18 protein-coding genes and 3 tRNA genes are annotated in these 19,543 nt (G+C 71.0%); 8 read left to right on the forward strand and 13 right to left on the reverse strand.

Features of this window, described 5'->3' with window-relative positions:
* The 3 genes from ABD254_RS20315 to ABD254_RS20325 all read left to right on the forward strand — a co-directional run.
* Window positions 1-633: helix-turn-helix transcriptional regulator (locus ABD254_RS20315; RefSeq protein WP_344250679.1), on the forward strand; the 633-nt coding region annotated here is incomplete at its 5' end.
* Window positions 634-911: 278 nt separating this feature from the next.
* A complete protein-coding gene (locus tag ABD254_RS20320) occupies window positions 912-4,898 on the forward strand; it encodes a S8 family serine peptidase (RefSeq protein WP_344250680.1) in 3,987 nt (1,328 codons plus the stop codon).
* 465 nt (window positions 4,899-5,363) lie between these two features.
* Window positions 5,364-6,806 (forward strand): IS1096 element passenger TnpR family protein, encoded by a 1,443-nt coding sequence (locus ABD254_RS20325; protein ID WP_344250681.1) that lies wholly within the window; start codon window positions 5,364-5,366, stop codon window positions 6,804-6,806.
* Between the two features lie 412 nt (window positions 6,807-7,218).
* On the opposite strand, the gene ABD254_RS20330 is transcribed toward ABD254_RS20325, so the two are convergent.
* The 7 genes from ABD254_RS20330 to rnhA form a co-directional block, all read right to left on the reverse strand.
* Window positions 7,219-7,653 carry a DUF6653 family protein gene (locus tag ABD254_RS20330; protein ID WP_344250682.1) on the reverse strand — a complete coding sequence of 145 codons (435 nt, stop codon included), beginning with the start codon at window positions 7,651-7,653 and terminating at the stop codon, window positions 7,219-7,221.
* A gap of 236 nt (window positions 7,654-7,889) precedes the next feature.
* Complete coding sequence (locus ABD254_RS20335; RefSeq protein ID WP_344250683.1) at window positions 7,890-8,114, reverse strand: DUF433 domain-containing protein; 225 nt, start codon at window positions 8,112-8,114, stop codon at window positions 7,890-7,892.
* A gap of 325 nt (window positions 8,115-8,439) precedes the next feature.
* Complete coding sequence (locus ABD254_RS20340) at window positions 8,440-8,772, reverse strand: hypothetical protein (protein WP_344250684.1); 333 nt, start codon at window positions 8,770-8,772, stop codon at window positions 8,440-8,442.
* Window positions 8,769-9,050 (reverse strand): BrnT family toxin, encoded by a 282-nt coding sequence (locus ABD254_RS20345; protein ID WP_344250685.1) that lies wholly within the window; start codon window positions 9,048-9,050, stop codon window positions 8,769-8,771. Before ABD254_RS20345 ends, ABD254_RS20340 begins: the two co-directional genes overlap by 4 nt.
* Window positions 8,942-9,439: a hypothetical protein gene (locus tag ABD254_RS21475; RefSeq protein ID WP_486327000.1), complete on the reverse strand. Its 498-nt coding sequence runs from the start codon at window positions 9,437-9,439 to the stop codon at window positions 8,942-8,944. Before ABD254_RS21475 ends, ABD254_RS20345 begins: the two co-directional genes overlap by 109 nt.
* 175 nt (window positions 9,440-9,614) lie before the next feature.
* Window positions 9,615-11,018 carry a dihydrolipoyl dehydrogenase gene (lpdA, locus tag ABD254_RS20350; protein WP_344250686.1) on the reverse strand — a complete coding sequence of 468 codons (1,404 nt, stop codon included), beginning with the start codon at window positions 11,016-11,018 and terminating at the stop codon, window positions 9,615-9,617.
* Window positions 11,019-11,096: 78 nt separating this feature from the next.
* Window positions 11,097-11,516 (reverse strand): ribonuclease HI, encoded by a 420-nt coding sequence (gene rnhA / locus ABD254_RS20355; protein WP_344250806.1) that lies wholly within the window; start codon window positions 11,514-11,516, stop codon window positions 11,097-11,099.
* A gap of 150 nt (window positions 11,517-11,666) precedes the next feature.
* Between rnhA and ABD254_RS20360 the strand changes: the two genes are divergently transcribed.
* A complete protein-coding gene (locus tag ABD254_RS20360; protein ID WP_344250687.1) occupies window positions 11,667-12,533 on the forward strand; it encodes an LLM class flavin-dependent oxidoreductase in 867 nt (288 codons plus the stop codon).
* A gap of 71 nt (window positions 12,534-12,604) precedes the next feature.
* On the opposite strand, the gene leuD is transcribed toward ABD254_RS20360, so the two are convergent.
* Both leuD and leuC read right to left on the reverse strand, forming a co-directional pair.
* The gene (leuD, locus tag ABD254_RS20365) at window positions 12,605-13,243 is read right to left on the reverse strand and encodes a 3-isopropylmalate dehydratase small subunit (protein ID WP_344250688.1); all 639 of its coding nucleotides are present in this window, start codon (window positions 13,241-13,243) and stop codon (window positions 12,605-12,607) included.
* Window positions 13,244-13,269: 26 nt separating this feature from the next.
* The gene (leuC, locus tag ABD254_RS20370; protein WP_344250690.1) at window positions 13,270-14,745 is read right to left on the reverse strand and encodes a 3-isopropylmalate dehydratase large subunit; all 1,476 of its coding nucleotides are present in this window, start codon (window positions 14,743-14,745) and stop codon (window positions 13,270-13,272) included.
* A 130-nt stretch (window positions 14,746-14,875) separates the two neighbouring features.
* On the opposite strand from leuC, the gene ABD254_RS20375 reads away from it, so the two are divergent.
* The 3 genes from ABD254_RS20375 to ABD254_RS20385 all read left to right on the forward strand — a co-directional run bounded on the left by ABD254_RS20375 (window position 14,876) and on the right by ABD254_RS20385 (window position 16,689).
* On the forward strand, window positions 14,876-15,595 hold the full coding sequence (locus ABD254_RS20375) for an IclR family transcriptional regulator (protein ID WP_344250692.1): 720 nt from the start codon (window positions 14,876-14,878) through the stop codon (window positions 15,593-15,595).
* Window positions 15,596-15,737: 142 nt separating this feature from the next.
* Window positions 15,738-15,905, forward strand: coding sequence for a hypothetical protein (locus tag ABD254_RS20380; protein ID WP_344250694.1), 168 nt, complete (start codon window positions 15,738-15,740; stop codon window positions 15,903-15,905).
* 7 nt (window positions 15,906-15,912) lie between these two features.
* A complete protein-coding gene (locus tag ABD254_RS20385) occupies window positions 15,913-16,689 on the forward strand; it encodes a PH domain-containing protein (RefSeq protein WP_344250696.1) in 777 nt (258 codons plus the stop codon).
* Window positions 16,690-16,865: 176 nt separating this feature from the next.
* Here ABD254_RS20385 and ABD254_RS20390 read toward each other — a convergent pair.
* From ABD254_RS20390 to ABD254_RS20405, 4 genes are all read right to left on the reverse strand, one after another.
* Window positions 16,866-16,941 (reverse strand) — tRNA-Glu (locus ABD254_RS20390).
* 58 nt (window positions 16,942-16,999) lie between these two features.
* Window positions 17,000-17,072 (reverse strand) — tRNA-Glu (locus ABD254_RS20395).
* 93 nt (window positions 17,073-17,165) lie between these two features.
* A tRNA-Gln gene (locus tag ABD254_RS20400) sits at window positions 17,166-17,237 on the reverse strand.
* A gap of 203 nt (window positions 17,238-17,440) precedes the next feature.
* On the reverse strand, window positions 17,441-18,340 hold the full coding sequence (locus ABD254_RS20405) for a LysR family transcriptional regulator (RefSeq protein WP_344250698.1): 900 nt from the start codon (window positions 18,338-18,340) through the stop codon (window positions 17,441-17,443).
* 69 nt (window positions 18,341-18,409) lie between these two features.
* Between ABD254_RS20405 and ABD254_RS20410 the strand changes: the two genes are divergently transcribed.
* A complete protein-coding gene (locus ABD254_RS20410; protein ID WP_344250700.1) occupies window positions 18,410-19,498 on the forward strand; it encodes a YeiH family protein in 1,089 nt (362 codons plus the stop codon).
* The last annotated feature ends 45 nt before the right edge of the window (window positions 19,499-19,543 follow it).

Here is a 19,543-nt window from a genome sequence, read left to right on the forward strand (position 1 = left end):
ATCGTGCCCATCCACCTTGACGCGCTTCTCTCGACGGGTCAGCGGACGAGGACAGACGACTTGATGGAACAGGTCGCCATCTGGCGTAGCGGGTGCTCGGCCCCGGTTTGGTCAGCAACCTGGGCATGGTGCAAGGGGCTCCGGCACGAGGCGAGCGGCGCGACCCTGGAAGCTGCGATCGCGTTCGAGGAGTCCGCCTCGGTGTTCGCCAGCCTGCCACGCCCGTACGAGCAGTTGCTTGCCTCAGAGCGCCATGGGCTGTGTCTGATCGGGGGCGGGGAGAGAGCGGCAGGCATTGACGTCCTGCGTGCCGTCCTGGTCGGCATGGATGACCTGGGCGCTTCCGGTGACGCCCAGCGTGTCGCCGCACTTGTCCGTCACCACGGAGCCGGTCCCGATCGACGATGGCGAGGTGGGTCCCGCGGGTACGGCGACCAGCTCTCACCGCGGGAACAGGAGGTCATCGCTCTGGTCGCCACAGGGATGACCAACAAGGAGGTGGCCCAGGTGCTCTTCTTGTCGCCCAAGACGGTGGGACTCCATCTGAGCCGGGTCATGCACAAGCTCGGGGTGTCCACCCGCACTGCGGCCGCCATCGCCGCGTCGGAGGCAGGTCTGATTCCGCAGGGCTGATCGTTCGTAGCAACGCGAGGCACCCGATGAGTAGGCATTTGCCCTATGGCCCCGTGCCCAGATCACGCGGCAGGGTGCCTCCATGGCTCGCTCCGCGGCACCTGACGACGACCCGATAGCCGAGTCCAGCGCGCTCGACGCTGCTGGACCTCGCGCGTCGTGCCCACTAGACCCCTCCACGTCGGCTGACGACGAAGTCGCCGAGGACGAGGCGTACGAACCGCTATGAGCCCGTGTCGTCGACGGCCTGCCCATCCTGCTCCAGCTCGGAGGTTCTCATGATCTCGCACGGACGTCGGCGCTCTGCGGTCCGCCTCGATCGCATCCGCGCGGCAACGCTTGCCGTCAGTCTCGCCGCGGGCACACTGGTCGGAGTCTCGCTGGAGTCGGCGCCTGCCGCTGCCAACGCCGTAACCGCGAGCGCCGCCCCGGGGCTCGGGAACGGTTTCCATGTCGACCACACCGCCCAGGTCACGCTGGTCAGCGGGGACACGGTGATCGTGGGTCCGGACGATGCACCACGGGTCGAACCCGGCCCCGGACGTGAACGGGTGTCCTTTGACATCCAGGACACCGGCGACGGCCTGACTGTGGTGCCCGCCGACGCGGCTGACCTGCTGGCAGCCGGACGGCTGGATCACCGGCTCTTCGACATTGCCTATCTCATCGACGAAGGCTATGACGACGACCACAGGGACGAGCTCCCGCTGCTGGTCGAGGGTAGCCGCGCCGACGTGCGCGGACTCGCGGCCTCCCCCGGCACCGACCTGCGGACGACCCTGCCCGCCGGCCGTGTCTCCGCCCTCTCTCAGGATCGCCGCGGCCCGCGGCGTGCGGATCTGTGGTCGGCCCTGACCGCGGAGGCCGGCGCTGGGCCGAAGGTAGCCACCGCTCTGCCTGAGGGCATCACGAAGGTATGGCTGGACGGCACGGTCGAGGCCACCTTGGACCAGTCGGTGCCCCAGATCGGTGCACCCGAGGCGTGGGACGCCGGGTACGACGGGGAGGGCGTCACGATCGCGGTGCTCGACACCGGTATCGACAGCACCCATCCCGACCTCGCGAACAAGGTCGTCCAGGAGAAGGTCTTCAGCCAGGAGCCGACCTCGGGCCAGTTCACCGTCGATCAGCTCCCGCAGCCGGTCGGCTTCTTCGGCATGGTCGGTGGGAAGGTCGTGCCGAAGTCTGGTTCGGCGGCGCCGCTGGTGAACGTGGGCCGCGCCTGCACGACGACGCTGGGCGACGAGCTTCTCGCCGATCCCGCCGGCAAGACCGCGCTGGTGGTCCGCGACCAGGGCGGTTGCCCGCTCGCCGAGCAGTACGACGCTGTCGCGGAGGCGGGCGCGACCGGCGTGGTCGTACACAACGACGAGCCGGGCCACTTCGTCGGCCAAGTCCTCGACGCCCAGCATCGCAACGCCATCTGGGCGGCCGGGGTCAGCGACCGCAGCGGCGCTGACCTGATCGGCCTCCTCGACGCCGACCAGGAAGTCGTCCTCGACTTCACCGCCAACGCCTTTGCCGGCGACCTGGTGGGGCACGGCACCCATGTCGCCGGCACGATCGTCGGCAGTGGCGCCGCGTCGGGCGGACGTTACAAGGGAGTAGCACCCGGCGCAGACCTGATGAACGCCAAGGTCCTCAACGACAAGGGCAGCGCACTCGAGTCGTGGGTTCTCGCCGGGATGGAGTGGGCAGCCGCCAACGGCGCCGACATCATCAACATGTCGCTCGGCGGGGCGCCCAGCGACGGGACCGATCCACTGTCCCAGGCGGTCAACCGGATCAGCGCCGAACAGGACGTCCTGTTCGTCATCTCCGCCGGCAACAGCGGTGACGCACCTCAGACCATCGGTTCCCCTGGTGCCGCGGACGCGGCCCTGACGGTGGGCGCCGTCGACAAGTCCGACGGGCTGGCGACGTTCTCGTCGCGAGGGCCCCGCCTCGGAGACTTCGCCGTGAAGCCCGACGTCACCGCGCCGGGCGTCGACATCGTCGCTCCTCGGGCGGCCGGCACCGACCTGCTCGGGCACGTCGAGCCCCTGGACGAGCACTACATGGGTGCCAACGGAACGTCCATGGCGACGCCCCACGTCGCCGGAGCGGCTGCGCTGCTACAGCAGGCCCGCCCCGAGCTCCGTGGAACTGCGCTGAAGAACGCGCTCACGTCGACGGCGGTAGACGGCGGCTACGCTCCGAGCGAGCAGGGGACGGGACGGATCGACGTCGCCCGGGCATTCCGGCAGGGCGTGTACGCCACCACCAGCCTGAACTTCGGTAGCCTGACCGGCACCGACGCCACCACAGCTCGAGACCTGGTCTACACCAACGACACCGATGCCGTCGTCGACCTGGACCTGAGCGTCGACCCTGCGAGCGGCCTGCAGCTCTCGGCGACGCGCGTCCAGGTTCCGGCGCACGGATCGGCCTCGGTGGCCGTGTCCGTGAGTCCTGCCGACCTCGACCTCGGCCCCGGCGGAGGCGTCGTCACCGGCGCGAGCGACCAGGTGTCGCTGCGGACGGCCGCCGGGTTCAACCGCACCCGCACCATCGACCCCATGACCGAGAACTGGGATGCGGAGTGGGCGGTCTCCGACGAGCACTCGGGAAACACGGTGGGGGCCCGCCTCGGTGACACCGCACTGAGCGCGGACGGGCGCCAGCTCTTCCAGTTCGGGCCGGCGTTCTTGTCCGACGAGTTCATCACCGCCGCGGTCGACACAGTGACCGGGGAGCAGCTGTGGGTGGCACATCACCCGGTCGCCGCATCGTCCGGGACCCGGGGAGCCGGTATCGCGGCGAGTCCGGACGGCAGCACCGTCTTCGTGTCCGGTGAGCAGACAGACCCGGCCACGAACCGGACCAGCATCGTCACCCTGGCGTACAACAACGTCCCACCCGCGTCGCCCACGGATCCTGAGCTCGGCGAGGAGCTATGGCGAGCGGTCCAGCCCGACATCTCCGTCGTCGGCCTGAACCCGGGCGGCGGCGGCTCGATCGCGGTCACCCCTGACGGGTCCACGGTCGTTCTCGCGGCAACCGAGCTGGGCGACGACCACGACACCACGATGACCACCATCGCCTACGACGCAGGGACCGGGAAGCAGGACTGGATCGCACGTCGCGGCGATCCCGGTTTGATGACCACGGGGATCGACCTGTCGATCGACCCGGAGGGAAAGTACGCCTACGTCTCGGGATTCACCCAGCTGCGGCACCGTGAGGTCGCGGTCAACCCCGTGACGGTGGCCTACGAGCTGACTGGAGTGCGCCGTGGCGAGGAGCGCTGGGTCTCCCGACGCGACTCGGTCGCCGTCAACTTCCAGGCGTGGCACAACTCGGTGAGCAGTGACGGGGACCGGATCTTCGTCACCGGCACCGTCCTGGAGGACTCCGAGGAGTTCGACGAGAGGATGCAGACCCAGGCCCTGGACGCGGCGACCGGCGAGCTCGTCTGGACCTCGACGTTCGGGGCCGCCGATCACGACTGGGAGCCCGGGCACACCGGTCCTGCTCGCGGCACGGACCAGGCCGAGACCGAGGCGATCGCCGTCAGCCCGAACAACGATCTGATGTTCGTCACGGGCTCCCACTGCGAAGGCAGCAGCTGCGCAGGGGACTTCGGACTGGTGACCGTCGCCTACAGACAGAGCACCGGTGAGGAGGTCTGGTCGGCCATCCACGCGATCTCCCACCCGCCGATCCCTCGTACCCTCGACACCTCCGTCGCCGTCAGCCCCGACGGCACCGGCGTGTACGTCTCCGGGGTGTGCTGCGCGACCCGCAAGTCCACCTTGCCGAGGGAGCAGGTCACGTTCGCCTATGACGCCGCAACGGGTGAACGGACAGCTCTGGCACGCGAGAACTTCCAGGGGGGCTCCATCGAGAATGCCGGAGAGATCCTGGTCAGCCCGCACGACGGCACCGTCTACGCCACCGGGCAGGCGACCTTCGCCTACACCAGCGGCAAGCCGACCACCTGGCTGATCCGCGCCTACGAGGCGCCGGTCACCTTCGCGTCGCTGCGGGCGCGGGTGGATGCACTGGCCGAGGAGCACAAGGTCACCCTTCCGGGACAGGTACAGCTCCTGGTCCGACTGCGCCAGGCCGAAACACACACCCAGGACGGTTCGCCGCCCCTGGCGATCGCCGCCCTGCAGAAGTTCGCGAGCATCGCGCGATCAACGAAGTTCGTGCCCGACAGCGACGCACGAGCGACCTTGACCGGCGACCTCGAACGGCTCATGGACCGCCTCCGCGGGTGAACCGACACCATTGAGGCGGGTTGGGCGAGAGCGGCTCGTCACAGGTTGTGCGCAGCAACGTTCGCGGAGGTTCGAGTCGGCACGCCCAGAAGTTGTGGGCACCGCGGCGGGCGAGCACGTAGACGAACGGTCCTCGGTTGGCAGCATGGCAGTGCCCCTGTTGGTGGACGGGAACTCGACACTCCACACCACCCGCAGGGGCACCTCCATGATCAAGCGGACATGCCACGTAACCCGTCTGAGTCCCGAGCCACGTGCGCCGTGGCCTCCGCTGGGACCGCAGGCGCGGATGTCGAGCTTGAGCCGCGGCCCTCGGATGCCAGATCTGGAGGCGGCCTCGGGTGGTCGCGTCGGAGTAACGCCGAGCTACAGGTGTCGCAAGCACGTCGGCGGCGGGCCGGGACACCACGGAGGCCATCGAAGCGGGCGGGACTGTCGGTTCCTGCGAGCGCTACCGTGAGCGTCGTGAATGACGACCAGGAGGCGCTGCTGCGCCAGTTCGAGGCCGCCATCAAGGGCATGGGCGTCGAGGATCTGCGTGCGCTCACCGGTGCGCTGCTCTCCTCGGGCTCGTCGACCGACCGCGTGACGTACCGGGCGCGCCGGCCGGACCCTACGTCGCGGCGCGCCCGACGTCCGCGCCTGGCGGAGCCGGTGGTGTTCCGGCTGCGTGTCGATCTCGTGCGCGCCACTCCCCCGATCTGGCGCCGCCTGGACCTGCGCTCGGACCTCACGCTCGACGTCGTGCACCAGGTGCTGCAGGACGCGTTCGCGTGGACGGACTCCCACCTGCACCGGTTCACCCTCGGCACCGACGCCTGGGACAACGACGGCGAGCAATTCCTGTGCCCGTACGACGTCGAGAACCAGGAGGATGACGAGTCCGGCGTCCCGGAGGAGCAGGTCCGCCTTGACGAGACGCTCGGCGAGCCGGGCGACGTCCTGCATTACGTGTACGACTACGGCGACGACTGGGAGCTCACCCTCAAGCTCGAGGACGTTCGCACCGCGACGCCCGACACCCCGGTGGGTGTGTGCGTCGGCGGACGGCGCGGCGCGCCGCCGGAGGACTGCGGCTCGCTGCGCGACGCCGACGGCCTGGCCGAGGTGCTCGACGACCCCGCGTACTTCGATCCCGCCGACGTCAACGCCCAGCTGCAGCGCTCGTACTACCCGCTGAGCCGGCTGGACCTGCCCGCACACCTGCTGCAGTACATCGCCATGCTCGAGTACGACGGCGACGAACTGGGCGAGCGCCTCGCCGCGATCGACCCCACCCAGAGGCTCACGGAGGCCGAGCTCGGGGCGGCGCTGCGGCCGTACCAATGGTTCCTCGACGGGGCCGGCGACGGCGGAATCCCTCTGACCGCGGCCGGGTATCTGCGGCCCGCCGACGTCGAGGAGGTCGCCCCGCTCATCCCGGCGATGGAAGGTTGGATCGGCAAGGCGAACCGCGAGGACCTCACCGTTCCCGTCGCCGGCTTCCGGGAGTCGCTGACCAGACCGCTCGGGCTGCTGCGCAAGTACAAGGGCGCGCTGCTGCTCACGCGAGCTGGCGCGGCGGCGCGTAGAAGCCCGCAGGCACTGTTCGCGCATCTCGCCGCGCGGCTCGTGCCCGACGACACTGGCTTTGCCCGCGACGCGAACCTGCTCGTCCTCGCGTACGCCGCCGTGAGCACCGGCAACGAGATTCCCCGGCGGCAGATCGCCGAGACCCTGGACTCGCTCGGATACCAGCGCTCCGACGGGCGCCCGGTCGACGCCTACGCGCTCCGCAGCTTCGAGGGCAACGCCCTCGATGTGCTTCTCAACGTCGCGACGCCGCCGTTCGACCGACGTACCGAGCACAGGATCTCGCCGGCCGCGGCGGCGTTGGCGTACGCCGCGCTGACGCGATCGTCGGCATAATCCGCTTGCGACGTCGACGAGCGATGGCGACGGCCAGTGCGTCATCAGTCGAAGACGCTCGCGACCATCTTCCCTGCGCCGCGAACGAGCCAGACAACCCCTCGTCCGAGGTATACGACGAGGCTGATCAGATCGAACGCCTCCAGGACGCGAGCGATGCCGCGACCGATCGCGCGAAACGGGCGCCATACCTGGTACCAGAAGCCTCTTCTCGGCCGCCCCGGTTCTGTCATGGCCGCAGGATGCCACGCCGTCGCACAGGTCCAGCGAGGACGGTCAGCCGCAGCCGCCCTTACAGGGATTCACGGCTCTCCGCCGATCCGGTGGGAGTGACGCCCGCGGGGTGACGATGAGGATTAGTCACGACCTGTGGATCCGCGTGTCACCCGGGCTGCGGTGCTGAGCGTCATGATCAGGATGCTCGACTCGCGCCACCGTTGCGGTCGTAGTAGCGGGCCATCAGTTCCCAGTACGCCATCAGCAGCCCCATCTCCAGTGCTGTCGCTGCTGCGGCCGGTACTGCACGGCGCTGATGGGCGGCGACCATCGCGACCAGCAGGGCGGCGGTCGCGGCGACGTTCACCGCCATCGCGGTGTCCATCGGCCGCTCGGCGATCCATTGCTCCTCACCAAGAGCCGCCCGGGTCGCCCATGCTCGGTCGTGTGCGGGTTTGCTGAACACCACCGGGTTGACTGCCATCCATAGGCCGACCAGTGCGGCGTCGCGCCCGCTGCGTCGCCACACCGGGACGAGCATCAGCGGTGTGCTCGCCCACCTCGTCCACATGCTCCACGGGTTGCTGTGCCGCGCGAACACCACCCGCTTGACCTTGCGCCAGTCCTCCATCGATGGCTCCTTCCGGCCCCGCTGATCGCACCACTCTCGATCCTCATCCTGATGCGGCTCTTCGCCGAGCTGGTGAGGAGTGACGCCCGCGGGGTGCGCCCACCACTACCGAACTGGGTGACCGACCGTCGCTCGCTGTCGGCGACCCCGTCAGCGCCAACCGGCTGTTCACCCGGCCCCCAGCATCCGCGCCAGAGCGGGCGGCAACTGCGGCATCGACGAGGAAGCGCTCAACGCTACGAGGCAATCAGCACAGCGTGGTCGGCTTGGGCTGCCGCGTACTGGAGGCAAGCCCTGATGTCGTCGACCGTCAGGTAGGGATAGTCCTCCAGGATTTCCTCCGCCGTCGCGCCTGTGCCGAGCAGGGAGAGCACATCACTGACCCGGACACGGGTACCACGCACTCGCGGTCGCCCGTGAACCACGTCCGAGTCGACGACGATGCGTTCTAGCAGGGACATACCGTGAGCGTACTCGGGGGTGACCTGCCCGTCCGGTGTCGATCAGCCGCGTTCACGCCCACGGGCACCGCCTGCTGCGGGTGCAGGAACAACGGTTCGGCCCGCAGGGCGCGCCGGTCGCATCTGTCGTCGGACCTCATGCGCCTGCGACACCCGTTCGGGAGCCGACCGCCTATGCCGCCCACCCGCCGCGCCGGGTGCGCGCCCAGCGCAGCTGCTGAAGTACGCGGCCGCGCTGGGTGTGCCCGGGCCTGCACTACCACGTCGGCAGCCACGAGGACCCCTTCCTCTGGGGGTGAGGGCTGAGCCCTACCGGGTGGGCCGATCAGGATGCGGGCGCGAGCAGGTCCGGACGGAGCGTCGCTCGAAGCGCATGCCGCACGGCCGCCTCGACGTCGGGCAGGTCTGCGCGGCCGCTCGCCAACGACTGCAGCAGCAGGGCTCGCGCCACCGTCGACGTCGGCAGGCCACGCTCCTCGGCGAGGCTCTCGAGCCGCTCGAGCTCGTCGCTGTTGAGCCGGATCTGCAGCACCCGGGAGCGTGAATGTCCACGGGTCACCGTGACCTCTGACAGGTCCCGCAGCTGCTCGCCCCGCTCTTCGGCCTCTTCAGCCGCCTGCGACTCGGCAGCGAGGACCTGCGCGATGTCCTTGGTCATGGCGTGCCTCCCTCTCGGTAGATCCGGCAGTCCTTCGAGTTGGACGGCCATCCGTTGATGCCGTAGCCCGTCGGCTTGTGCACGAGGACGGTCAGCACCTCGCCGCGACTGGCACAGAAGCCGACGATCCGAACTCCATCGCCACTGCGGCTGTTGTAGTCAGGGTCGATCACCACACGGTTCGGGTCACGCAGTGCCTCGTTGGCTTCGGCGGGGCGGACGCCGTGCCCGTCCCACATATGGTCGGCACGTTGCGACCAATCCGCCGTCTCGAACACACGGCTAGCGTAGTACAAAGTACGACGCAGCATAAGGGTGCGTGACGCCCCTGGCGTCCAGCACAGCATCGACCCCGCTCGAGCCACGCCAGCGCGTACTCGCGGAACGTGACGTCGCGCAGCCTGGCGGCCGCCGCCTCCGCCTCACGCCGTCGCACCGCATCCTCCGGGGACTCCCACTCCCCGCGCGCGATGGCGGCGTGCGTCTGGTTGAGAAACGCCCGCGCGTCGGTCTTCGTGAGGAACGTCAGCGCCCGGTCGTCTTCCATGCGCGCCGAGTACACCTTCCCGTCGGGACCCGTGTACCGCGCCTGCCACCGCTTCGACGGCAGCTGCCGCAGCATGCCCCATGACTCGCGACGCTGCCGCGCCGCACCCTTCTCGGCCATCCGGATCCTCCCGATTTCGTGCCACCTACGTGCCACATCGGGTGGCAAACAGGGGGCATTTCTGTCTCTAGGTGTCCAGGCCTCCCCAAGACAGAAAAGAGGCCCGGACCTGCGGAAACTCGCAGATCCGGGCCTCTGACCAGGCGATCGGTCAGTGACCGATTTGCCCCGATTGCTACAGGTTGATCATGTGCCCCACGACGCCGTGGATGGACTCCTGCACGGCCTCGGACAGCGTCGGGTGCGTGTGCACGTTGCGCGCGACCTCGTCGGCGGTGAGATCCCACTTCTGCGCGAGGGTGAGCTCGGGCAGCATCTCGGAGACGTCCGGGCCGATCATGTGCGCGCCGAGCAGCTCGTTGTACTTGGCGTCGGCGACGATCTTGACGAAGCCGGTCGGGTCGCCCAGGCCGTGCGCCTTGCCGTTGGCCATGAACGGGAACGACGAGACCTTGACGTCGTAGCCCTCGTCCTTGGCCTGCTGCTCGGTGAGCCCGAACGACGCGACCTGCGGGGAGCAGAACGTGGCGCGCGGCATCATGCGGTAGTCGCCGAGCGTCATGGTCTCGGCGCCGCCGATCGTCTCGGCCGCGACGACGCCCTGCGCCTCCGCGACGTGCGCGAGCATGAGCTTGGCGGTGACGTCGCCGATCGCGAAGATGTGCGGCACGTTGGTGCGCATGTGGTCGTCGATGGCGATGGCGCCGCGCTCGGTGAGCTGCACGCCGGTGTTCTCGAGGCCGAAGTTCTCGACGTTCGGCGCGAAGCCGACGGCCGACAGGACCTTGTCGACGACGATCTCGCCGGGCTTGTCGTCCTTGACGCCCTTGTACGAGACGGTGACCGACGAGCCGTTGTCCTTGATCGTCTGGACCGCGGTGGACACCAGGAGCTTGACGCCCAGCTTCTTGTACTGCTTGGCGATCTCCTTGGAGACGTCCGCGTCCTCGTTCGGCAGCGCACGGTCGAGGAACTCGATGATCGTGACGTCCACGCCGTAGTTCTTCAGGACGTAGGCGAACTCCATGCCGATGGCGCCGGCGCCGACGATGGCGATCGACTTCGGCAGCTCGCGCGTCATGATCTGCTTCTCGTAGGTCACGACGTTCTCGGAGAGCTCGACGCCCGGGAGCAGCTTGACCTGGGAGCCGGTCGCGATGATCGCGTTGTCGAACGTCACCGTCTCGGTGCCGCCCTTGTTGAGCGCCACCTCGATCGTGTTCGCGTCGCGGAACGTGCCGCGGCCGTCGAGCTCGGTGATCTTGTTCTTCTTCATGAGGAAGTGGACGCCCTTGGTACGGCCGTCCGCCACCACGCGGGACCGGTCGAACGCCTTGCCGAAGTCGAACGTCACGTCACCCGACATGCCGAAGAAGTCGGCCTGGTGGTTGAAGATGTGGGCGAGCTCCGCGTTGCGCAGGAGGGCCTTCGAGGGGATGCAGCCCACGTTGAGGCAGACACCACCCCAGTACTTCTCCTCGATGATCGCGACGGACTTGCCGAGCTGGGCCGCACGGATCGCGGCGACATAGCCGCCGGGGCCAGCCCCGAGGAGGACGACGTCGTAGTGGGAAGCCATGCGGTCATCCTATGAGGGGTGAGCACCGGCCGCGGCGTGACGTCCGTCGCACCGGCTCGCGGCCGCGAACGGGACGGCTCAGCGGACGGAGTCCACGCCCAGGTTGGCCAGCGCGTCCGCCCGCTCGTTGCCCGGGTCCCCCGCGTGGCCCTTGACCCAGACCCAGCGCACGTCGTGCTTGGTGACCTCCGCGTCGAGGGCCTGCCAGAGGTCGACGTTCTTCACGGGCTTCCTGGCCGACGTCGTCCAGCCGTTGCGCTTCCAGCCGGCGACCCAGGTCTTCATCCCGTTCATGACGTACGACGAGTCGACGTGGATCGTCACCGTCGACGGCCGCTTGAGCGCGCGCAGCGCCTCGACGACGGCGGTGAGCTCCATCCGGTTGTTCGTCGTCAGGGTCTCGCCGCCGAACAGCTCCTTCTCGTGCCCGCCGGAGCGCAGCAGCGCCCCCCACCCGCCGATCCCGGGGTTGCCCTTGCACGCGCCGTCGGTCCACATCTCGACGAGCGGCGTCTCGGTGGGCGTCTCGGTCGCGGCGGGAGTCTCGGCAGGCACCCGGACACCTTAAGCGCGCGCGGGGCGGATGTCGGAGGCGGCGCCTAGCGTCGGACAGGTCCGACGACGGTCGACGACGACGGAGGTGGCACGATGCGGTTCGGCTTCATCGGGAGCTACGGCACGCCCCAGCAGCAGGTCCGGCTCGCGAGGGCGTGCGAGGAGCACGGGTGGGACGGCTTCTTCACGTGGGACGGGGTGAGCCTCGACGAGGGCGGGTTCGACGCCCATCCCACCTGGGACCCGTTCGCGCTGCTCGCGGCGGCGGCCACCGTGACGGAGCGGATCACGCTCGGCGCGATGGTGTTCGCCGTCCCCCGGCACCGCCCGTGGGAGTTCGCTCAGCGCGCGCTCACGGTGGACCACCTCTCCGGCGGGCGGCTCGTCCTTCCGGTCGGCGTCGGGGTGCCCACGGACCGCGCGTTCACGTCCGTGCCCGGCCAGCCGACGGCGCTGCGCGACCGTGCGACGCTGCTCGACGACGTCCTCGCGTGGCTCGAGCGCTCCTGGACCGGCGAGACGTTCACCCGCGACGGCGAGCTGTTGAGCACCGGCCCGTTCCGCTTCCCGCAGGCACCCGTGCACGGACGCATCCCGGTGTGGCCGGTCGCGGTCTGGGACGCCGTCCGGCCCCCGCGCCGCAGCCTCGACCGGGCCCTGCGGTGGGACGGCATCGTGCCGCAGGTGCGGGGCGAGTCGCCCGAGGACGCCGAGGCCGGCCCCGCGGACGTCCGGCGGCTCGTGGACTGGATCGCCGCGCAGCGCGGGCCGGACGCCGGCCCGTTCGACGTCGTCTTCCAGGGCCGGCTCGACGCCGACCCGGCCGTGGCCACGCGGCAGGCCCGCGACGCGGCCGACGCCGGTGCCACCTGGTGGCTGGAGTCCTGGTGGGACCCGACCACCGTCACGCCCGAGTGGCTGCTGGAGCGTGTGCGGCAGGGCCCACCTGCCGTGGGTTGAGCCTGTCGAGACCCGGTCTCGACAGGCTCGACCAGCGCGTCTCGACGGGCGCGACCGGCGACAGCGGGCCGTCAGCCGACGGGGCGGGCGGGCTCGATCTCCACGCTCGGCAGGTGCTTGGCCGGCAGGGTCTTGGGGCGCCACGACGCACGCTCGGCCTCGAAGGCGGTGATGTCGGCCTCGTTCTGCAGGGTCAGGCCGATGTCGTCCAGTCCCTCCATGAGGCGCCAGCGGGTGTAGTCGTCGATCTGGAACGGCACGGTGACGTCGTCGGCGGTCGCGGTGCGCGCGCCGAGGTCGACGGTCACCTCGGTGCCCGGCTTGGTCTCGAGCACCTTCCACAGCAGCTCGATGTCCTCGGGTGCGACGATGCCGGCGACGAGGCCCTGCTTGCCCGAGTTGCCGCGGAAGATGTCCGCGAACCGGGACGCGAGCACGACCCGGAAGCCGTAGTCCTTGAGCGCCCAGACGGCGTGCTCACGCGAGGACCCGGTGCCGAAGTCCGGGCCCGCGACGAGCACCGACCCGGCCTTGTACGCGTCCTGGTTGAGCACGAACGACGGGTCGCCGCGCCAGGCCGCGAACAGCGCGTCCTCGAAGCCCGTGCGGGTCACGCGCTTGAGGTAGACGGCGGGGATGATCTGGTCGGTGTCGACGTTGCTGCGGCGCAGCGGCACCCCGACACCCGTGTGGGTGGTGAACTTCTCCATGACGAACTCCTGCTACGTGTCGGGGGTCAGACGAAGGACGGGGCCTCGAGCGGCGCGAGGGGCGTGCCGTCGAACGTCGTGAGGTCGACGTCGGCGCCCAGGTCGAGGTCCGCGACGGACGAGAGAGTGCCGCGGATGGCGGTGGCCGCCGCGACGAGCGGCGACACCAGGTGGGTGCGCCCGCCCTTGCCCTGCCGGCCCTCGAAGTTGCGGTTGGAGGTCGACGCCGCCCGCTCCCCCGGCATGAGCTGGTCGGGGTTCATGCCGAGGCACATCGAGCAGCCCGCGTTGCGCCACTCGGCGCCGAACTCCTTGAAGATGACGTCGAGGCCCTCGGCCTCCGCCTGCAGCCGCACGCGGGCGGACGCCGGCACGACGAGCACGCGCACGTCCTCCGCCTTGTGACGGCCCTGCAGCACCTTGGCCACCGACCGCAGGTCCTCGATGCGGCCGTTGGTGCACGAGCCGATGAACACGGTGTCCACGGGGACGTCCCGCAGCGGCATGCCGGGCTCCAGGCCCATGTACTCCAGCGCCCGCTCGGCGGTGACGCGCTCGTTCTCGTCCGCGATCTCGGCGGGCACCGGCACGGACGCCGACAGCGGCAGGCCCTGGCCAGGGTTGGTGCCCCAGGTGACGAACGGCTCCAGGTCGGACGCCTCGAGGACGACCTCGGCGTCGAACTCGGCGTCGTCGTCGCTGCGCAGCGTCCGCCAGTACTCGACGGCGGCGTCCCAGTCGGCGCCCTCCGGCGCGTGCGGCCGGCCCTCGAGGTACTCGAACGTCGTCTCGTCGGGCGCGATCATGCCTGCACGCGCGCCCGCCTCGATGGACATGTTGCAGATCGTCATCCGCGCCTCCATCGAGAGCTTGCGGATGGCCTCGCCGCGGTACTCGAGCACGTAGCCCTGCCCGCCGCCGGTGCCGATCTTGGCGATGATCGCGAGGATGATGTCCTTGCTCGTCGTGCCCGGGGGCAGGTCGCCGTTGACGGTGATCGCCATCGTCTTGAACGGCGCCAGCGGCAGCGTCTGCGTGGCGAGCACGTGCTCGACCTCCGACGTGCCGATGCCGAACGCCAGGGCGCCGAACGCGCCGTGCGTGGAGGTGTGCGAGTCGCCGCACACGACCGTCAGGCCGGGCATCGTCAGGCCGAGCTGCGGGCCCACCTGGTGCACGATGCCCTGGTCGGCGTCGCCCAGGGAGTGGATGCGGACGCCGAACTCCTTGGCGTTGTTCCGCAGCGTGTCGATCTGCGTGCGGCTGGTGAGGTCCGCGATGGGCAGGTCGATGTCCAGGGTGGGGGTGTTGTGGTCCTCGGTCGCGATCGTCAGGTCCGGACGGCGAACCGGGCGCCCGGCGAGTCGCAACCCTTCGAAGGCCTGCGGGCTCGTCACCTCGTGCACGAGGTGCAGGTCGATGTAGAGGAGGTCCGGCGACCCGTCGGCGCCGCGGCGCACCAGGTGCGCCTCCCAGACCTTCTCCGCCAGCGTGCCGGCCATCATGTGCTCCTCGTCCGCCGCCGGTGTGGCGGCTGTCGTGACTTCGTCGTGCGCTCGATGTCGAGGTTTCGCCGAGTGAGATGTCGTTCCCGACTTGCGATCTCAGTGGGCGAGACGTCAATATCGTCCTATGGACGATACTAGCGGAGTCGGCGTACTGGACAAGGCCGCGTCCGTGCTGGGCGCGCTCGAGGCCGGACCCGCCACCCTGGCGCAGCTGGTCTCCTCGACCGGCCTGGCCCGACCGACCGCCCACCGGCTCGCCGTGGCCCTCGAGCACCACCGCCTCGTGGCGCGCGACATGCAAGGGCGGTTCGTGCTCGGGCCGCGGCTCAACGAGCTCGCCACCGCCGCAGGCGAGGACCGGCTGCTCGCGGCGGCGAACCCCGTGCTCACGGCCCTGCGCGACCACACGGGCGAGAGCGCCCAGCTCTACCGCCGGCAGGGCGACCATCGCGTGTGCGTGGCCGCCGCCGAGCGGCCGGTGGGGCTGCGCGACTCGATCCCGGTGGGCGCCACGCTCACCATGCACGCCGGGTCCGCCGCGCAGATCCTGCTCGCCTGGGAGGAGCCCGACCGCCTGCACCGTGGGCTGCGCGAGGCCGTCTTCACGGCCACGATCCTCTCCGGCGTGCGCCGCCGCGGCTGGGCCCAGTCGGTCTCCGAGCGGGAGCTCGGCGTCGCGTCGGTCTCCGCACCGGTCCGCGGGCCGTCCGGCCGTGTCGTCGCGTCCGTGTCGGTGTCCGGCCCCGTCGAGCGCCTCACCCGGCAGCCGGGGCGCCTGCACTCCGCCGCGGTGGTCGCTGCCGCCAACCGTCTGACCGAGGTGCTGCGCCGCGCCGGGGAGTGAAGCGTCCCGCACCGGGCCCGGCCCGCCTCGTCCAGGCGACGACGGCGCGCCGGGCCCGGTGCTGTCGCGCTCCCGCCCTGGTCAGTACGCTCGGACAGGCGGGACACCCCTGTCACCGTGACCCGAGAGGCGTGAGGATCCGATGCCGGCCAAGGCCAAGACCCTGCTCATCTGGATCGCCGTGATCTTCCTGATCTTCGCGATCGTGAACGACCCCGACCGTGCGGGGAACATCGTCACGTCGATCTGGGACTTCATCGTCAACACGATCTCGAGCTTCGGCGAGTTCTTCTCGACCATCGCCTCCTGAGGGTCCCGTGCCCGCCGCCGAGTCCCGCGTCCGCGACGCCGTCGTGGCCCACCGCCACCTGCGTCGCTACGTGCTGCCGCACGAGCACGTGGTGGTCGCGACCCGGCGGCACTGGGCCAGGCTGCTCGAACCGATCGCCACCACCGTCGCGGCGTTCCTGCTCATCGGCGCGATCGTGATGTCGACGCCGGTCGACGTCCGCGACACCGTGCAGTGGCTGTGGGTGCTGTGGTTCGTCGCGGCCGGGCGGCTGGCGTGGCTCTGGCTGGAGTGGCGCTACGAGTGGTTCGTCGCGACCGACAAGCGGCTGCTGCTGCTCTACGGGCTCGTCGTGCACCGGGTCGCGATGATGCCGCTCAAGAAGGTCACGGACATGGGGTACTCCCGGAGCCCGGTCGGCCAGGTGCTCGGCTACGGCCGCTTCGACATGGAGTCCGCCGGCCAGGACCAGGCCCTGCGCACGATCAGGTACGTGCCGCACCCTGACGCCACGTACCGCACGCTGTGCGACACGATCTTCACGCCCGGGCACCGCGACGACGACGACGACCTCCCCGGGCCACCGTCGACGGTCGTCGTGCCAGGCCGGCGCGGCTCGGACGACGCCGGCACCGGCGACGGGGGCGAACCGCGTCCGACGACCCAGCCCATCAAGCTGCGCCCTGCGGTTCCCTCGCCGCGGCCCGACGACCACGCCGCGATACGGACGAAGGGGCCGGGGCCGCGCTACGAGCCCCCGGCCAGCGACGGTGCGGGCCCCTACGTCCCCGAGCCGTTCCTCTGACCCTGCTGCGACACGACGAGGGCGAAGGTCCGCGGGAGGCTCGTCGCCCGTCGTCCGCCCCCGGCGTCCCTCCGGAAGGGCGAGCCGGGGTTGCGGGGATCGCGGGCCGCTAACCCGGGATCGCGGGTCCTGATCAGGAAATGACGAAGGCCCGATCCGTCCGGACCGGGCCTTGCTGGTACCCCCAGCGGGATTTGAACCCGCGTTACCGCCGTGAGAGGGCGGCGTCCTAGGCCGCTAGACGATGGGGGCCAGGACCGACCTCGCCTGAGCGAGACCGAGCACGCACCGGACGACCCGGTGACCTGCGTACCCCCAGCGGGATTTGAACCCGCGTTACCGCCGTGAGAGGGCGGCGTCCTAGGCCGCTAGACGATGGGGGCCTATGACTCGACAGCACCACAAGAATCTCGGGACTGCCGTGCCGGTGAGAACTCTAGCGCGCCGACCTCAGAGGCGACGCGACGAGCGCTGCGCTGGGGTACCAGGACTCGAACCTAGACTAAGAGAATCAGAATCTCTCGTGCTGCCAATTACACCATACCCCAATGGATCGGGCCTTCCGGGTAAATCCGACTCTGGTCGGCTCGCCCGCGTCAGGCCCAACGTCGGAAAACATTACCGGAAGCAGCGCCCGCGACCAAAACGGAACGCGAGTGCCGTCGGTCACTCTCCGCACGTCTGAGGTTCCGCTCCCCGGGCCGCTTGCGCGGCCCCGTCCGGACAGCCCTTTTCCGAGCCCCGGCGCCGGTCAGCGCGCTCCGGCTGCCGCGGCGAGCCGCCTCGCGGCCGTGGACAACGTCGCGCCGTCCTTCCACACCACCCGCAGCCGGCGCGACAGGTCCACGCCCTCGACCGGCACGCTCGCGAGGCGTCCCGCCTCGACGTCGTCGGCCACGGTGAGGTCCGAGAGCACCGCCACGCCGTCCCCGTGCCGCACGGCGGCCTTGAGCGCCGCCGTCGAGCCGAAGGACGGCACGTGCGCCGGCAGCCGGACGCCCGCCCCCGCGAGCGCGTCCTCCAGGATCTCCCGGGTGCCCGAGCCGGCCTCGCGCAGCGCGAGCCGCCCGGTGACGAGCTCCTCGGGGCGCACGGAGCCCCGCCGCGACCACACGTGCCCCGGGGCGACCACCGCGACGAGCGTGTCCCGGGCGACGGTCCGGCTGCGCAGCCCTCGGCGCACGCCGGGGCTCTCGACGAACCCGAGCTCCGCGGCGCCGTCGAGCACGAGGCCCATCACCTCGCGGGAGTTGCGCACCACCAGCTCGACGTCGGGCACCCGCTCCCCGGGCGTCCCGGCGAGCGCCGCGAGCCAGCGCGGCGCGAGGTACTCGGCGACCGTGAGGCTCGCCGCCACGCGGAGGCTGCCCGAGGGGCCCGTGCGCAGGGCCGCGACGGACTCCTCGAAACGGTCGGCGGCGGCGACGACGTCGCGCGCCTGACCGGCGGCGGCGCGGCCGGTCGAGGTGAGCGTCGTGCCGCGGGGCCCGCGGGCGAGAAGCTCGACGCCGAGCCGTCGCTCCAGGCGCCGCAGGCCCGCCGAGGCGGTGGGCTGCGACACGCCGAGGGCGCGGGCGGCGGCGCTGATCGACCCGTGCGCGTCCACGGCGACGAGCAGCTCGAGCGCCGCGAGCGAGGTGCGTTCTGCCATAGCAGGAGTCTATGGATGGATCGGGACCTGGGCCTTCTGGCGGTGCCGCGCCCCGGCGAGGGTGGAGCCGTGACCATCCTCCTGCCCGGCGTGGGGCTCGCCGCCGCCGCGACCGTCGTCCTCCTCGTGGGCGCCGGTGCGCTCTCCGCGGCGGGGCTGACGACGGTGTCCCCGCTGGTCCTCGCCCTGGTGCTCGGGGCCGTCGTGGGTTCGCTGCTGGGTCCCGCCTCCGCTCCCGAGGCCGGCGCCGCCCGGTTCACCGCCCGCACCGCGCCCGGGGTCGCCTGGGTGTCGCGCACCGTCTTGCGCGCGGGCGTGGTCCTGCTCGGCCTGCAGCTCTCGGTCCCGGACGTCCTCGGCCTGGGCTGGCGGGGCGTGACCGTCGTCCTGGTCACGGTGGCGGTCACGTTCGCCACCACGCTCTCCCTCGGCCGATGGCTGCACGTCCCGCCCGCGACGGGGCTGCTCGTGGCCACGGGCTTCTCCATCTGCGGCGCGGCGGCCGTGTCCGCTATGACGGGCGTGCTGGAGCGTCGGCCGGCCGGGGCGCGGGACGGCCGCGCCGGCGGACCCGCCGGGCTCCGCGACGACGTCGCCGCCGCGCTCGCGCTCGTCACCGTCTACGGGACGGTCGCGGTCCTCGCGCTGCCGTGGCTCGCGGGCGCGCTGGGCCTGAGCGACCGCCAGGCCGGGCTGTGGCTGGGCGCGAGCGTCCAGGAGGTCGCGCAGGTCGTGGCGGCGGCCGGCACCGTGTCGTCGGCGGCGCTCGCGACGGCGACCGTGGCGAAGCTGGCACGCGTCGTGCTCCTCGCGCCGCTCGTGGCCGGCGCGAGCGTGCTGCTCGCCCGCCGGGCCGCCCTCACGGGCGCCCCCGAGCCCGACGGCACCCCGCGGCGCGCGCTGCCCGTCCCGGGGTTCGTGCTGGGCTTCCTGGCCGCCGTGGCGGTCCGCAGCCTGGGCCTGCTGCCCACCGGTGTGCTCGACGCCGCCGCCCAGGTCAGCACGGTGCTGTTCGTCGGCGCGATGTTCGCACTGGGACTCGGAGTGGACGTGCCGCGCCTCGCCCGGACCGGCCGCCGGCCGCTGCTGCTGGGCGCGGCGTCCGCCGTCGTCGTGACGGGGACGTCGCTGGCGGCGGTGCTCGTCCTCGTCCCCTGACCTGTCGGGATCAGCGCCCGGCATCCCCTGCTGGGCCTGACAGTC

This window comes from Isoptericola hypogeus (assembly GCF_039531145.1).
Lineage (GTDB): Bacteria > Actinomycetota > Actinomycetes > Actinomycetales > Cellulomonadaceae > Isoptericola > Isoptericola hypogeus.

Excerpts from the sequence above, each read along its gene's own strand:
- ABD254_RS20320 (WP_344250680.1), top strand. The coding sequence starts at position 912 with ATGATCTCGCACGGACGTCGGCGCTCTGCGGTCCGCCTCGATCGCATC.
- ABD254_RS20330 (WP_344250682.1), bottom strand. The coding sequence starts at position 7,653 with ATGGAGGACTGGCGCAAGGTCAAGCGGGTGGTGTTCGCGCGGCACAGC.
- ABD254_RS20335 (WP_344250683.1), bottom strand. The coding sequence starts at position 8,114 with ATGTCCCTGCTAGAACGCATCGTCGTCGACTCGGACGTGGTTCACGGG.
- ABD254_RS20340 (WP_344250684.1), bottom strand. The coding sequence starts at position 8,772 with ATGACCAAGGACATCGCGCAGGTCCTCGCTGCCGAGTCGCAGGCGGCT.
- ABD254_RS21475 (WP_486327000.1), bottom strand. The coding sequence starts at position 9,439 with ATGGCCGAGAAGGGTGCGGCGCGGCAGCGTCGCGAGTCATGGGGCATG.
- lpdA (WP_344250686.1), bottom strand. The coding sequence starts at position 11,018 with ATGGCTTCCCACTACGACGTCGTCCTCCTCGGGGCTGGCCCCGGCGGC.
- rnhA (WP_344250806.1), bottom strand. The coding sequence starts at position 11,516 with ATGTGGACCGACGGCGCGTGCAAGGGCAACCCCGGGATCGGCGGGTGG.
- ABD254_RS20360 (WP_344250687.1), top strand. The coding sequence starts at position 11,667 with ATGCGGTTCGGCTTCATCGGGAGCTACGGCACGCCCCAGCAGCAGGTC.
- leuD (WP_344250688.1), bottom strand. The coding sequence starts at position 13,243 with ATGGAGAAGTTCACCACCCACACGGGTGTCGGGGTGCCGCTGCGCCGC.
- leuC (WP_344250690.1), bottom strand. The coding sequence starts at position 14,745 with ATGGCCGGCACGCTGGCGGAGAAGGTCTGGGAGGCGCACCTGGTGCGC.
- ABD254_RS20375 (WP_344250692.1), top strand. The coding sequence starts at position 14,876 with ATGGACGATACTAGCGGAGTCGGCGTACTGGACAAGGCCGCGTCCGTG.
- ABD254_RS20380 (WP_344250694.1), top strand. The coding sequence starts at position 15,738 with ATGCCGGCCAAGGCCAAGACCCTGCTCATCTGGATCGCCGTGATCTTC.
- ABD254_RS20405 (WP_344250698.1), bottom strand. The coding sequence starts at position 18,340 with ATGGCAGAACGCACCTCGCTCGCGGCGCTCGAGCTGCTCGTCGCCGTG.